Source organism: Nocardioides ureilyticus (assembly GCF_051280745.1).
GTDB lineage: Bacteria > Actinomycetota > Actinomycetes > Propionibacteriales > Nocardioidaceae > Nocardioides.
The window spans coordinates 1-12,946 of sequence record NZ_JBNCOG010000040.1 but is presented as its reverse complement, the minus strand read 5'-3'; the positions used below and the strand labels follow the sequence as shown (position 1 = coordinate 12,946).

At 73.9% G+C, this 12,946-nt stretch carries 12 protein-coding genes; 3 read left to right on the top strand and 9 right to left on the bottom strand.

Annotation, left to right across the window (positions count from 1 at the left end; genetic code table 11):
* Nucleotides 1-30: 30 nt before the first annotated feature.
* Complete coding sequence (locus tag ACSMHG_RS17245; protein ID WP_435747417.1) at nucleotides 31-1,020, top strand: LLM class F420-dependent oxidoreductase; 990 nt, start codon at nucleotides 31-33, stop codon at nucleotides 1,018-1,020.
* A gap of 82 nt (nucleotides 1,021-1,102) precedes the next feature.
* Here ACSMHG_RS17245 and ACSMHG_RS17240 read toward each other — a convergent pair whose 3' ends face one another.
* The 6 genes from ACSMHG_RS17240 to ACSMHG_RS17215 form a co-directional block, all read right to left on the bottom strand.
* Nucleotides 1,103-1,258: a hypothetical protein gene (locus ACSMHG_RS17240; protein WP_435747379.1), complete on the bottom strand. Its 156-nt coding sequence runs from the start codon at nucleotides 1,256-1,258 to the stop codon at nucleotides 1,103-1,105.
* A 57-nt stretch (nucleotides 1,259-1,315) separates the two neighbouring features.
* Nucleotides 1,316-2,635, bottom strand: a complete 1,320-nt coding sequence (locus ACSMHG_RS17235) for a CehA/McbA family metallohydrolase (RefSeq protein WP_435747377.1) — start codon at nucleotides 2,633-2,635, stop codon at nucleotides 1,316-1,318.
* A 67-nt stretch (nucleotides 2,636-2,702) separates the two neighbouring features.
* On the bottom strand, nucleotides 2,703-4,394 hold the full coding sequence (locus ACSMHG_RS17230) for a DUF429 domain-containing protein (RefSeq protein ID WP_435747375.1): 1,692 nt from the start codon (nucleotides 4,392-4,394) through the stop codon (nucleotides 2,703-2,705).
* Nucleotides 4,395-4,427: 33 nt separating this feature from the next.
* The gene (locus tag ACSMHG_RS17225; RefSeq protein ID WP_435747373.1) at nucleotides 4,428-5,066 is read right to left on the bottom strand and encodes a haloacid dehalogenase type II; all 639 of its coding nucleotides are present in this window, start codon (nucleotides 5,064-5,066) and stop codon (nucleotides 4,428-4,430) included.
* Between the two features lie 58 nt (nucleotides 5,067-5,124).
* On the bottom strand, nucleotides 5,125-6,321 hold the full coding sequence (locus tag ACSMHG_RS17220; RefSeq protein ID WP_435747371.1) for a YibE/F family protein: 1,197 nt from the start codon (nucleotides 6,319-6,321) through the stop codon (nucleotides 5,125-5,127).
* A 1-nt stretch (nucleotide 6,322) separates the two neighbouring features.
* Nucleotides 6,323-7,636: an alpha-hydroxy-acid oxidizing protein gene (locus tag ACSMHG_RS17215; RefSeq protein WP_435747369.1), complete on the bottom strand. Its 1,314-nt coding sequence runs from the start codon at nucleotides 7,634-7,636 to the stop codon at nucleotides 6,323-6,325.
* A gap of 45 nt (nucleotides 7,637-7,681) precedes the next feature.
* Between ACSMHG_RS17215 and ACSMHG_RS17210 the strand changes: the two genes are divergently transcribed.
* Nucleotides 7,682-8,095 (top strand): DoxX family protein, encoded by a 414-nt coding sequence (locus ACSMHG_RS17210; protein ID WP_435747367.1) that lies wholly within the window; start codon nucleotides 7,682-7,684, stop codon nucleotides 8,093-8,095.
* On the top strand, nucleotides 8,088-8,711 hold the full coding sequence (locus ACSMHG_RS17205) for a GNAT family N-acetyltransferase (RefSeq protein WP_435747365.1): 624 nt from the start codon (nucleotides 8,088-8,090) through the stop codon (nucleotides 8,709-8,711). The genes ACSMHG_RS17210 and ACSMHG_RS17205 overlap by 8 nt, the downstream gene beginning before the upstream one ends.
* Nucleotides 8,712-8,732: 21 nt before the next feature.
* Here ACSMHG_RS17205 and ACSMHG_RS17200 read toward each other — a convergent pair whose 3' ends face one another.
* From ACSMHG_RS17200 to ACSMHG_RS17190, 3 genes are all read right to left on the bottom strand, one after another.
* Nucleotides 8,733-9,830, bottom strand: coding sequence for an alpha/beta fold hydrolase (locus ACSMHG_RS17200; protein WP_435747363.1), 1,098 nt, complete (start codon nucleotides 9,828-9,830; stop codon nucleotides 8,733-8,735).
* Nucleotides 9,831-9,914: 84 nt separating this feature from the next.
* Entirely contained in the window at nucleotides 9,915-11,342 is a 1,428-nt protein-coding gene (locus ACSMHG_RS17195) for an FGGY-family carbohydrate kinase (RefSeq protein ID WP_435747361.1), read from the bottom strand.
* A complete protein-coding gene (locus ACSMHG_RS17190) occupies nucleotides 11,339-12,838 on the bottom strand; it encodes an FAD-binding oxidoreductase (protein ID WP_435747359.1) in 1,500 nt (499 codons plus the stop codon). Before ACSMHG_RS17190 ends, ACSMHG_RS17195 begins: the two co-directional genes overlap by 4 nt.
* Between the last annotated feature and the right edge of the window lie 108 nt (nucleotides 12,839-12,946).

The following is a 12,946-nucleotide window of genomic DNA, read 5'->3' as shown; positions in this document are numbered from 1 at the left end:
GGTCGCCGCGGAGAGGGGTACCGCGTGGCCATGACGAGCTTCGGCTACACCCTCATGACCGAGCAGAGCGGCCCCCGTGACCTGGTGCGGTACGCCGTCGCCGCGGAGCGGGCGGGCTTCGACTTCGAGGTCTCCAGCGACCACTACTCCCCCTGGCTGGCCGAGCAGGGCCACGCGCCGTACGCCTGGACGACCCTGGGCGCGATCGCCCACGCCACCGAGCGGGTCGGCCTGATGACCTACGTGACCTGCCCGACGACGCGGTACCACCCCGCCGTGGTCGCGCAGAAGGCCGCGACCCTGCAGCTCCTGGCCGAGGGCCGGTTCACCTTGGGCCTGGGCTCCGGGGAGAACCTCAACGAGCACGTCGTCGGCCAGGGCTGGCCGACGGTGGGGGTCCGGCAGGAGATGCTCGCCGAGGCGATCGAGGTGATCCGCGCCCTGCACACCGGCGAGCTGGTCGACCACCGCGGCACGCACTTCGACGTCGAGTCGGCCCGGATCTGGGACCTGCCCGAGCAGGGCGTCGACATCGGCGTCGCCGTGGCCGGCGAGCGCGGCATCGAGCAGCTCGCACCGCTGGCCGACCACCTCGTGGCGGTCGAGCCTCGGGCCGACCTGGTGGAGGCGTGGAACGCCACCGAGGGGGCGCCGAAGGTCGGCTCCGGCGGCGCCCGCGCGGTCGGTCAGATCCCGATCTGTTGGGGCCCGGACGAGGACGAGGCCGTGCAGCTGGCCCACGAGCAGTTCCGCTGGTTCGCGGGCGGGTGGAAGGTCAACGCCGACCTGCCCACGCCGGCCGGCTTCTCCGGCGCGACGCAGTTCGTCCGGCCCGACGACGTCGCCGAGAGCATCCCCTGCGGCCCGGACCTCGACAAGATCGTCGAGTCGGTCTCGGCGTTCTGGGAGGCCGGCTTCACCGACATCGCGCTCGTGCAGGTCGGCGACGCCCTGCAGGAGCGGTTCCTCGCCGAGGCCGCCGAGCCGCTGCTGGAGAAGCTCCGCGCCGCAGCGCCGTAGGAGCGGTCGGGCGGCGGACGGTCCGTGGTCTCGACAGGCTCGACCACCGACGCGAACAGGTCGACCACCGATGCCAGGTGGTCTACCGGCGCTGCTCGACCACGGGCGGGTGCCCGGAGGCGTCCTGGACGACGTAGACCGTGACCACGCCGACGACGGCGCCGATCACGGCGCTGGCCGCCAACATCTTGGCGTGCTTGCTCTTCCGTGGACCCCCACGCGGGGTGCGCTCGGCCATGGCCTCAGCCTCGCACGACCGACCGGGTCGCGACAGGCGTCGACCGACGAGGGGCGGTCAGCTGGGGTCGATCCACCACGGGCTCGTGTAGGCGATGCCGAGGTCGTTGCCGGGATGCCCGGCGGGGCCCGGCGTCTCGTTGCGCTGGGTGGGGTCGGCGATGCGGAGCAGCATCCAGTCGCCGTCGGCGACGTCCACGTTGACACGGAAGGTCAGCACGGGGCCGACCTCGAACTCCTTGACCTTGACGACCTCCGGCACCTCCGTGCCGGGCCGCAGCACCTGCACCGTCAGCGGGCGGCCGCGCCAGGACCGGTCCCGCGCCAGGTCCAGCTGGATCTTCACCGTGCCGCGGCGCATCCGGAGCACGGAGCCCATCCGCGCCGGCTTGCCGCCCTTGGGCGTCGCCGTGGCGTCGACCCGGAGGCCGGAGGTGCGGGTGGCGAAGAACCGCCGGTTGAGCATCGCCCGCTTCACCCCCGCCCGCGAGTGGTCCTTGACCCACAGCCCCGTGCGGCCCTTGCCCTCCGGGTGGCCCCAGTCGGTGCCGTGCTCGTCGGTGACGCCGGTGATGCCGGTCCGCCAGCCCGCGTTGAGGCACGCCACCAGCGGCGAGGACTTGCCGTCGGCGTACCCCTCGAAGAGGTAGTCGTCCCTGCGGTTGAACAGCTCCAGCGAGACCATCCGGTCGCGCACGCGCGGGTCGTAGTGGAACTCCTGGAACCGGCCCGGCTCCCGACCGGGGTGGTTGAAGCCGGCGATCCCGCCGGCACCGCCGTCGAGCACGAGTCCGGGCTTGCGGCGCAGCCAGTCGAGGAGCGGCTGCATCAGGCCGGCCTGCAGCACGTCGACGTAGTGCTCGGTGAACCAGACGTTGACGTGGCCGATCAGCGGCTCGGACCACTCGAAGCCGCGGATGGCGGTGAAGTCGCCGTCGTGGTTGGCCGCGTCGGCGTACTCACCGGTGCGCTTCCAGCCGCTGCGGGTGAGGCCGCCGAGCTGGCGGTACTCCTGCGGCAGGATGCCGGCCAGGACGTCGCCGAGCAGGTTGTCGGAGATGGTGGCGTGGTCGGTGAGGGCGGCGACGTCGAGGCCCGCGCTGCGCATCGAGTCGAACGCCAGCGCGGGGTCACCGTCTCCGTCGGAGAGCAGCGTGTGGTTGTGGAGGTCGGCGTGGACCAGGCGCGTGCCCCGGGTCAGCCGGGACTGCCGCGACGCCCCGCGGGCGGCGCCGGTCCCGCTCGCAGCGACCGCGGGGGTGTGGTTGCCGAGCGCCTGCGCCACGAGCAGGCTGGCCCCGGCGCCCGCCACCGCCGTGCGGCGCGTGAGCGGTCGGGTCGGCAGGGTCCCGGCATGGTGGTGGTGGTCGTCGCACATGACCCCATCAACGCGCACCGCTCCGGGCAGTGATGGACACTGGGATGAACACCGGGTAACGGCTCGCTCAGCCGCGGAGCTTCTCCAGCCGCTGGCGCAGCAGCGGCGCCCGGTGCGCGTTGCCGTGCAGGTCGACGTACCGATCACCGAAGACCGCGAGGAGCGCGTCGTCGAGGCGGCGGACCGCGCCGGGCGGGTAGCGGTAGTCCATCCGCTCGTTGAGGCCCAGGGCCGCCGTGGGCCGCAGCACGTCGGCGAGCTCGCCCAGGGAGGTGATGCCGAGCTCCAGCAGCAGGCCGGAGATCCAGGCGTAGTGCTCGGTGCGGGACCACCCGGCGTCGGCGTACTGGCCGGCGAGGAACGCGGCCAGCTCCCGGGGATCGAGTCGCGGGTCGTCGTCGACGGCCGGCACGGCGGCGACCGGCTCGGCCCGCAGCCGCTCGCGGATCGTGGAGAACTCGCGGTCTGCCAGCTCCAGCAGCCCGGCGGCCAGCGTGAACCGCCGGTCGAACTCCCGGGCGTGCTCCTCGGGCACCGAGCCCTTGTAGCGGATGTCGTGCTCGAACTCCGCCCATGCGTGCTGCAGCACCGTGCGGACCTGCACCTGCGCGAGGCGGCCGGCCAGCGCGGCGTACGCCGGCTGCGACTCCCGTGCGGCGTCCAGGGCCACCAGGAGGTGCCGCGAGGCGTACCCCCACCGGCCCTCGCTGGCCGTCTGCTGCCCCATGTCGCGGTCGTCGTGGACGACCACCTGGTCGGAGAGGAGGCCGGCGACCGCCTCGACGTCGTCCTGCACGTAGGTGATCACCCGGACGCCGAGCTGGTCGGTGATGTCGGTGAGCGGGTCGGGGTAGAGCGGCTCGCCGTCGCGCAGCCGGCCGGCCTTCTCGGCGAAGGACGCGACCGACTTGGTCCGGCCGGTCACCGAGAGGTAGTTGATGCCGGCCTCGTCGAGGATCGAGGTCACCAGTGCCAGGGCCTGCTGCCCCGCCATCGAGAGTTCGGCGTGCCCCTCGGCGTACGCCTGGATCGCGGCGCGGACCGAGGCCGCGCCGTCGGGGAGCGACGGGGTGACGATGTAGCCCTCGGCGAGGTCGCCGTAGACGGTCGTCCGCTCGGGGTGGCGGTCGGCGAAGCGGCCGACGTACGCGCAGAGCACCGCGTCGACCTGGTCCTCGACGACCCGCAGCTGGCTCTTGCGGGTCGCGCTCTCGACCGCGCCGCGCAGCGCCGCCCAGCTCTCCTCGGTGCGGACGAGCGACTCGACGTGCGTCATCAGCGTCAGCAGCTCGCTGCGCAGCAGCTCGACGTCGCGGCCGCGCTTGTCCTTGTACTTCAGCGTCCGGGGCAGGCCGAAGAGGACGATCGTCGCCGGGTGCGGGTAGACCTCGATCGCCCGGCGGGCCCGGCCCGAGCGCGGGTCGAGGTCGAGCCCGAGCCGCTTGCAGATCCGGGCGCCCCGGGGGCCGTCGCGGAACTCGGGCTTGGCGAGGTTGGAGGGGTGGCAGCCGGCCTCGAACCGGCGGAAGTCGCGGGTCAGCGCCTTCTCAGCCGGGCGGGAGCCGGTCTCGTTGCGCACCACGAGCGGCGCGTCGATGGCGACGAGGCAGGGCCCCTCGACGTACGGCGCCAGCGCCTCGACCACCTCGTCGTCGGTGCGGACGGTGGAGACGTGCACGAGCGCGCCGGCCTCGTCGAGGACGGCGAGGCCGGTGGGCTGGCGCTCGCCCCAGGCGAGGTCGATCCCGACGTGGTGCACGGGCCCACCCTGCCCTACGCGGTACCCGGACGATCAGCCCAGCGCCCGCGGGAGGTCGGCGAAGGAGCGGACGGTGAGGCTCGGCGGCCGGCAGTACGGCGGGTAGCGGGTGCCCGCGCGGTCGACCCAGGCGGCGCCCAGCCCCGCCCGGACGGCGCCGTCGGTGTCCCACGGGTGGACGGCCGCGAGCACCGCCTCCTCCGGCGCGACCCCGAGCTCGTCGAGGGCCCAGTGGTAGGAGCGCGGGTCGGGCTTCCACACGCCGGCCCCCTCGACCGAGAGGCAGGCCTCCACGTGCTCCCGGAGCCCGGCGCGCTCCAGCAGCCCCTCGGCCACCGAGGCCGAGCCGTTGCTGAGGGTGGCGATCCGGACACCGGTCGCCGCGAGCGCCGGGAGACCGGCGCGGACATCCGGGTGGACGTCGAGGCCGGTGAAGGCGCTCATCAACGGCTCGACCTGCTCCTCGCCCACGAGGCGGCCGAGGTGGTAGCGGGCCAGGTCCGCGAAGGGGGCGGCAGCCCCCGCCGCGGCGAGCGCGAAGCCGTCACGGAGCACGGAGGCGAACCAGGTCGGGGCGGCGCCCGGGGCACCTGCCTCCGCGAACGCCTCCCCCATCGGCGCGAGATCGGAGAGGGTCTCGTTGACGTCGAGCAGCACGAGGCGGGGGGTCATGGACCCAGCCTGCCTGACGGGCCCCACCACGATCGTTCCCGCCACCGGACGGCGCTCGTCAGACGGCCTCGACCGGCCCCGACACGGTCCAGACCGCGATGGCGGTGGTGATCGGCACCGCCAGCACCAGGCCGGTGCTGCTCACCAGCGTCCGCACGACCTCCTCGGCGAAGTCCTCGGTGGTCAGCACGACCCCCCACGGGAGGCCGTAGAGCTGCAGCACGAGGAGGACGGTGAGCGCCGTGCCGGCGTAGGCGAAGACGATCGTGTAGATGGTCGAGGCGATGTGGTCGCGCCCGATCCGCATGCCGCTGCCGAAGAGGGTGCGCCGGCTCATCCCCGGCGCGGCCGCGCGCAGCTCCCAGACCGCCGAGCTCTGGGTGATGGTGACGTCGTTGAGCACGCCGAGGCCGGCGATGACCAGGGCGGCGGTGAAGAGGCCGGGCAGGTCGAGCCCGGGCACGAAGCTGTTGAGCCGGGCGGGCGCCTCCCCCGCGACGCCGGTCAGCCGGGCCGCTCCGGTGGCGAGCACGCCGAGCGCCGCGGTCACCGCCAGGCCGGCCAGGGTGCCGGCGAGCGCCGCGCTCGTGCGCAGCGAGAACCCGTGGGTGGTGTAGAGGACGACGTACATGATGAGCGCCGAGCCCACCAGCGCCACGGCCAGCCCGGACTCCCCGACGAGGAGCGCGGGCAGCACGAACCCCGCCAGCACCGCACCCGCGAAGACCAGGCCGAGCAGCCCCAGCAGGCCCCGCCAGCGGGCGACCGCGAGCACCACGAGGACGAGGAGCGCCGTGAGCGCCCACAGCACGCCCGAGCGGTCGGTCCCGAAGTAGGTGTAGGTCAGCTCGCCGTCGGCGCCGCTCTCCTGGGACGGCTGGGCGAGCAGCCGCAGCTCGTCGCCCTGCTCCACGCCGGAGTCGACGACCTCCGGCGGCAGCTCCAGGGTCCGGGTCTGACCCGCGTCGGCGCCCTCGTCGATCTCGACCGTGGCGGTCGTCCCCTCGAGCTCCTGGACGGTGGCGGCCGCGAAGGTCACCCCCGGCGCCTGGAACACGACGTCGTCGCGGATCTCCTCGGCGCGGTCGCCGTCCGGCCACAGCATCACCAGGCCGACCAGCGTCGCGATCCCGAGGGCGGCGAGCGTCCCCAGGAGGACCGCCCGCGGGCGGCGGCGTACGTCGACCTCGGCAGCACCGTGCCCGTGCGCGTGGCCGTGCGCGTGGCCGGTGCTCCTGGCGTGGCGACCGGCCACGTCAGGCGAGGAGGTCGCGACTGATGCCGGCCACGTCGGTGACCCCGCTCAGCGCCATGGTCAGGTCCAGCTCGGCCATGAAGTGCTCGAGCACCGCGCGCACGCCGTCCTCGCCGGCGAGGGCGAGCCCGTAGACCCACGGCCGGCCGAGGAGGAGCGCATCGGCCCCGAGCGCCAGTGCCGTGAAGGCGTCGGCGCCGCTGCGCAGGCCGCTGTCGAAGAGGACCGGCACGCGTCCCCCGACGGTCTCGACCACGCCGGGCAGGGCGTCGAGCGCGGCGATCGCCCCGTCGACCTGCCGGCCGCCGTGGTTGGAGACCACGATGCCGTCGACCCCGTGCTCGAGCGCGAGCTGCGCGTCCCGCGGGTCCTGGATGCCCTTGAGCACGATCGGCAGCGAGGTGCGCTCGCGCAGGTAGGCGAGGTCGTCCCACGTCAGCGAGGACCGGGAGAAGACGTCGAGGAAGGTCTCGACCGCAGCCCGGGGCACCGGCGAGCGCAGGTTGTCGAGGAAGCGGCCGGGGTAGTGCCGGGTCATCGAGAGCAGTGCCCGCACCGCCGCGGGCGTCGGGCGGGGCTGCGGTCCCGCAGGCTGCGGCGGGTTCGCGGCGCGCTCCTCCGCGAGCCGGCGGAAGTGCGGGTCGCTGGTGTACTGCGCGATCCCCTCCGCCCGCGCGAACGGCAGGTAGGCCAGGTCCAGGTCCCGGGTGCGCCAGCCGAGCACGTGCGTGTCGAGGGTGACGACGAGCGCGTCGCTGCCGATCTCCTCCGCGCGGCGCACGAAGGAGTCGACCACGCCGTCGTCGTTGGACCAGTAGAGCTGGTACCACCGCGGCGTCTCGCCGAGCTCGCGGGCGACCTCCTCCATCGGCACCGACGCCTGCGTGGAGAGCACCATCGGCACCCCGAGCGACCGGGCGGCCCGGGCGACGGCGTGCTCGGCCTCGCGGTGCGCCATCTCCAGCACGCCGATCGGGGCGAGCAGGTACGGCGAGGGCAGCCGCCGCCCGAACAGCTCGACCGACTGGTCGCGCTCCTCCACGTCGACCAGCATCCGCGGCACGATCCGGTGCCGGCCGAAGGCCTCGGTGTTGGCGCGCACGGTCCGCTGCTGGCCGGCGCCCCCGGCGACGTAGGACCACGCCTCGGCGCTCATCCGTCGCTCGGCCGCCGCCTCGAGCGCAGCAGGCTCCACCGGCACCACCGGCCGACGCCCGAAGACCCCCTCGCGGTAGATCCGCGCCTGCACCTCCCGGCCGACGGTCGTCGCCGACGTCACCGCGCGGGCGGCCATCTCCCTCACCGACTCGTTCACCCGGCCAGTCTGCCGTGGGGCCGCTCCTCGCCCTAGTCTCGCCCCATGACCCTCGCCCGCACCGTCGCCCGCGTCGCACTCGGCTCGATCATGGTCGGCGCCGGGGTGGCGCACCTGACCACGCAGCGCCAGGAGTTCCGCGCCCAGGTGCCGTCGTGGTTCCCGGTGGACGAGGACCTCGTCGTGCTGGGCTCCGGCGTCGTCGAGGTCGGCCTCGGTGCGGCGTTCGTGGCGCTCCCGCGCCACCAGCGGACCGTCGGCGCACTGCTGGCGGCCTTCTACGTCGTCATCTTCCCCGGCAACGTCGCGCAGTACGTCGAGGGCACCGACGCGTTCGGCCTCGACACCGACGCCAAACGGCTGGTGCGGCTGTTCTTCCAGCCGGTCCTCGTCGCCTGGGCGCTCTGGGCGGGACGCGTCCTGCCTGCGCGTGGCTCGCGGCGCAGCCGCCGTGGGTGAGGCGGACCGGCCCTCGCGGGACCTGGCCACCGTCGCGTGGCCCTTGCGCACCGAGCGGCTGCTGGTCCGGCGCGCCCGCGCGGAGGACGCCGAGGCCAGCTGGGAGGTGCGGCGCCACCCGGAGGCCTGCGAGTGGGTCATCCGCGCGGCGACCGACCACGCGTCGTACGTCGAGGGCCACGTGCGGTCCGACCGCCTCGACCACCTGCTCGCGGTGGAGCTGGTGCGCCCGGAGGGCAACCTCATGATCGGCGACCTCATGCTGAAGGTGCAGGACCCGTGGGCGCAGGCCGAGGTCGCCGAGCAGGCGCTGGGCGTCCAGGCGGAGGTCGGGTGGGTCATCCACCGCGACCACGGCGGGCAGGGCTACGCGACCGAGGCGGCCGCCGAGCTGCTGCGGGTGTGCTTCGAGGAGCTCGGGCTGCGGCGGGTCGTGGCGGACTGCTTCGCCGACAACGTGCCGTCGTGGCGGGTCATGGAGCGGCTCGGCATGCGGCGCGAGGCCCACTTCGTCCGCGACGCGCTGCACCGCTCGGGCCGCTGGCTGGACAGCTACGCCTACGCCATCCTGGCCGAGGAGTGGCGCGCCGGTCGCGGGGGCACTCCGGCGGGATAGCCACCGGCGGAGAAGAGGGCGTCAGAGCCGGTCGAGCCAACGGAGCACGGTACGCCGCACCTGGCCCGCGCGCGCCTCGAGCGGCAGCGCGCTGCCGGCGCCGGGCACGATGCGGGCGGTGACGTCCTCGCTGGAGCGGAACATCCGGCGCGCCTCGTCGGCACCGAGCGCGCGGACCCGGGCGTCGCGCGCCCCGGTCAGCAGCAGCACCGGCACCTCGATCTTGCCCGAGCCGGCGGTGGAGGAGGTCACCGCGCCGAGCAGGCTGGTGACGTCGCCGCAGGGCGTGGCGTTGCGCTGCCGGCTGGCGAGCTTGCGGACCGCAGGGGTCGCGGAGGCGAACAGCAGCCGGCGGAAGTCGGCCGGCGTCTCGCCGTACGCCGCGTAGTCGTCGCCGGTGAGGCAGGCCATCGACTGCCGGGCGGCCTCGGAGAGGGCCAGCTGCTTGGGAGCCGGCGTCGGGGCCGACATGAGGACCAAGCCCGCCGTGTCGTCGAACTCCGCCGCCTCGAGCTGCGCCACGGTGGCGCCGGTGCCGTGCCCGTGCACGACGACGTGGGCGGCGTGGGGCGGGTCGAGCGGGTGGGCGCCGCCGCCGGTGTAGACGTACTTGCCGGCGTACAGGTGCTGGACGACCTGGTGGAGCATCTGCGCCTGCGCGCCGAGGCAGGTCGCGTCACCGTTGGGCAGCGGGCTGCGGTCGTAGCCCAGGCGGTCGAGGACCAGCGACGTCTCGCCGCGGCGGGCCAGGCGGGTGGCGTAGTCGACGGCCGGGGTGCGCCGCATGTTCCAGAACCAGGCGCCGGTGCCGGCGTCGTGGACGAGCACGTTGACCCGCAGCACGCCGGACTTGCCGAGCACGGCGCGGCGCGGGCCGACCAGGCGCCCGCGCACCGTGTGCTGCTCGCCGCTGGCGACGCAGGGCACCGACGTCTCGTTGCGGTTGGCGACCTCGAAGGCCACGCCCCGGGTGGCCACGGCGGGGCGCGCCCGGCGCTCGTCGACCTGCGGGGTCGTCGCGGTGCCGGCGAGCGCCGGTGCGGTCGGCACGGCGAGCGCGGTGGCGGCCAGAGCCGTCACGGAGAGGCCGGCGAGCAGGGACGTGACGCGGCGCAGCATGCTGTTGAACGTAGTTCAGCAGGCTGGTACGGAACAGACCCTCGGTATGTGACCTTGCGCGCAACCCGGGTCGGATGCCGGCGGTCAGCGCCCCAGGGCGGCCAGCCGCCGGAACATCGGGTCGGTGAACTCGGTCAACGAGGCGTACGCAGCGACCACGTTCGCGTAGCGCCCGCTGGCCGCCGCATCCGGCTCGAGCACCTCGCCCGGCCGGACCATCGCGGCGACGGCGGCGTCGAAGTCGGGATAGGTGCCGTGGCCCACCGCGGCGCAGACCGCGGCACCGAGGCCCGCGGCGTCCGAGACGGCGGCGCGCTCGACGGGCCGCCCGAACACGTCGGCGGCGATCTGGCTCATCAGCCGGGAACGTGATCCGCCACCCGAGAGCACGAGCACCTGCGGCGCGAGCCCCAGCGCCTGCTCCATCGCCTCCGTGTGCCCGCGCATGGTCAGGAGGATCCCCTCGAGCACCGAGCGGTAGACGTGGCCGGGTCCGTGGGAGCCGTCGAGCCCCAGGATGGCCCCGCGCCGGTACGGCGCATGGCCAGGAGCCAGCCAGTCAGGAACGGTCATCAGGCCACCACAGCCGGGCGGGACCTCCCCGGCCTGGCCCTCGAGCCACTGGTGGACCGCGGCGGGGTCGGGGTCGACGGCCGCTGCAGAGACGAGCTGTCGGACCCAGCTGACCGTCCACATCCCGCGCCGGATGCCGACGCTCTCGAAGAGCTGGCGGCCCGGGACCGCGGCGGCGTTCACCCAGTACCGGTCGTCGGCCGGCGGCATGCCGTCACCGACGGTCATGGAGGCGATGTAGGTGCCGAGGGAGAGCAGCACCGTGCCGCCGCGGACGAGACCCGAGCCGAGCGCCTCGACGGCCTTGTCGTTGCCCGTCGCGTGCACCGGCAACCCGACCGGGATGCCGGTGTCGGCAGCCGCGTCCGTCGTCACATGGCCGAGGAGACCACCGGGGTCGACGAGCTCGGGCAGCAGGTCGAGCGGCATGCCGGTGCGCGCCAGCTCCTCGGCCGACGTCGACCATCTCCGCGCCACCGGGTCGATGGGCCACATGCCCTGGTAGCTGGCGGCGCTGTCGCGGCGCTCGCCGGTGAGCCGGACGGCGAGGTAGCCACCGGCACTGGCCACCAGCGACACCTCGGGCCCCACTGCCTCCAGAGGCTGGGAGACGCGGGGGTCCATCCAGCTCTGCACCGGCTCGGCGAGCCGTCCGTCCCCGCGGACGAGGGCGCGACAGAACCGGATGCCGCACAGCCCGACGGCGCCGATCTCCTCGGCCCGCCCGCCGGCGAGCCCGAAGCGCTCCAGGGCCTGCCGGCTCGCGCGCACCACCGTGTCCCACAAGTCGTCGCCGGGGTGGACGGCGCGTCCACCGGGACCGAGTTCGTAGGGACGGAGCGCCACGGCTGCCGACGCGTGGGTCGCGCCCCACTGGTCGATCACCGAGACCTTGGTGCTCTGCGACCCACCGTCGATTGCCAAGAAGAAGACCGTCACGCCCCGCCGTCCTCCCCGAGCACCGCGTCGCCACGGGCGTCGATCGGGTAGACCGATCCGGGGTTCATGACGTTGTGCGGGTCGAAGGCTCGCTTGAGTCCGGCCAGCAGGTAGTAGGCACTGCCGTGCTCGTCCTGCACCCACGGCGTCCGGTACTTGCCCACGCCGTGGTGGTGCACCATCGACCCTCCGACCCGCAGCGCCTCCTCGACGATGATCGCGTTGAGCGGCAGGTGGTACTCCTCGATCTCCTCGCGCGGCTCACAGCTGATCCGGTAGTCGTAGACGAAGTACAGGTTGGTGCCGGTCTGGTAGGAGTGCGACGAGTGCGCCCCCAGCAGGGTGAGGTCGCCGGCCCGCGGGAAGGTGCTGCGAATGCGCGTCATGACGGCCTCGTACAGCTCGGCCGTGCGCGACCAGTCCACCGAGACCTCGGTGGTGTAGCCGAGGTGGGCGGTCTCCCGCATGCTCCGACGCTCGGCGTCGATCTTGTCCTGCCCCCAGTTCAGGCCCTCGAACCAGCTCCGGATCGCGTCCTCGGGCACCGGCTCGTGCTCGATGGTGCCCGCCGCCTCGACGATGGCGCCGGAGGTCGCGGCGACCAGCGGCCCGGGACCCTCGGCACTGAGGACCACGAGGTTCTGGTCCATCGGGTGGTCAGGGAAGTGCTGGCGTGCGTCCTCGGGGGAGTAGAGCCGGGCGACTGATGGTCGGTAGCCCGCCGTCACGATCTCCCGCAGGAGTCGGACGCCGTCCGTGAAGTCCGGCACGAGGAAGCCGTGGAACCGGGTGGTGCCCGGGTGCCACGGGAACACCTTCACGGTGACCTCCGTGATGAAGCACAGGGCGCCCTCGTTGCCGATCACCACGTGTCGGATGTCCGGGCCGGCGGCGCGTCGAGGCACGTTCTTCACCCGGGCGACCCGCCCACCGGGGAAGACGGCCTCGACACCGACGACCATGTCCTCGATCGCGCCGTAGAGCGTGGAGAACTGGCCGATGGACCGCGTCGCGACGAGCCCGCCCATCTGTGCGATCGGCTTCGACTGCGGCGAGTGCCCCGTCGTCAGGCCCCGGGCCCGCAGCTCGTCCTCGAGGCGCTGCAGCGGTACGCCGCACTGTGCGGTCGCCATCATGTTCTCGGCGTCGACGTGCAGGATCTCCGCCATCCGCGAGCCGTCCAGCACCACCGAGTCCTCCACGACGGTCTCGAGCCCGCCCTCAGTGCTCGTGCCACCGGTGCGGGGCACGACCGCGATCCGCTCGCGCTCGGCGAGAGCCAGGACGGCGGCGACCTGCTCCGTCGAGGTGGGGTGGACGATCGCCGCGGGGAACGGGCCGTCGAAGATCCCGTGGACGGCGGTGTACTTCCGGAACCGGTCGACGCTGCTGCTCCGGAGCCGGGACTCGTCGGTGTCGACCAGCTCGGGTCCGAGGAGGTCGACCAGGGCGGCGACGACAGCGTCGCGGTCGAGGGTGGATCGGGAGGCGACCATGGGGTCTCCTTCGTGGTTGCGGCTGCCCGGAGGGTCAGCGGACGAGGTAGCCACCGTCGACGACGAGCACATGCCCGTTGACGTAGTCGGAGGCGGAGGAGGCGAGGA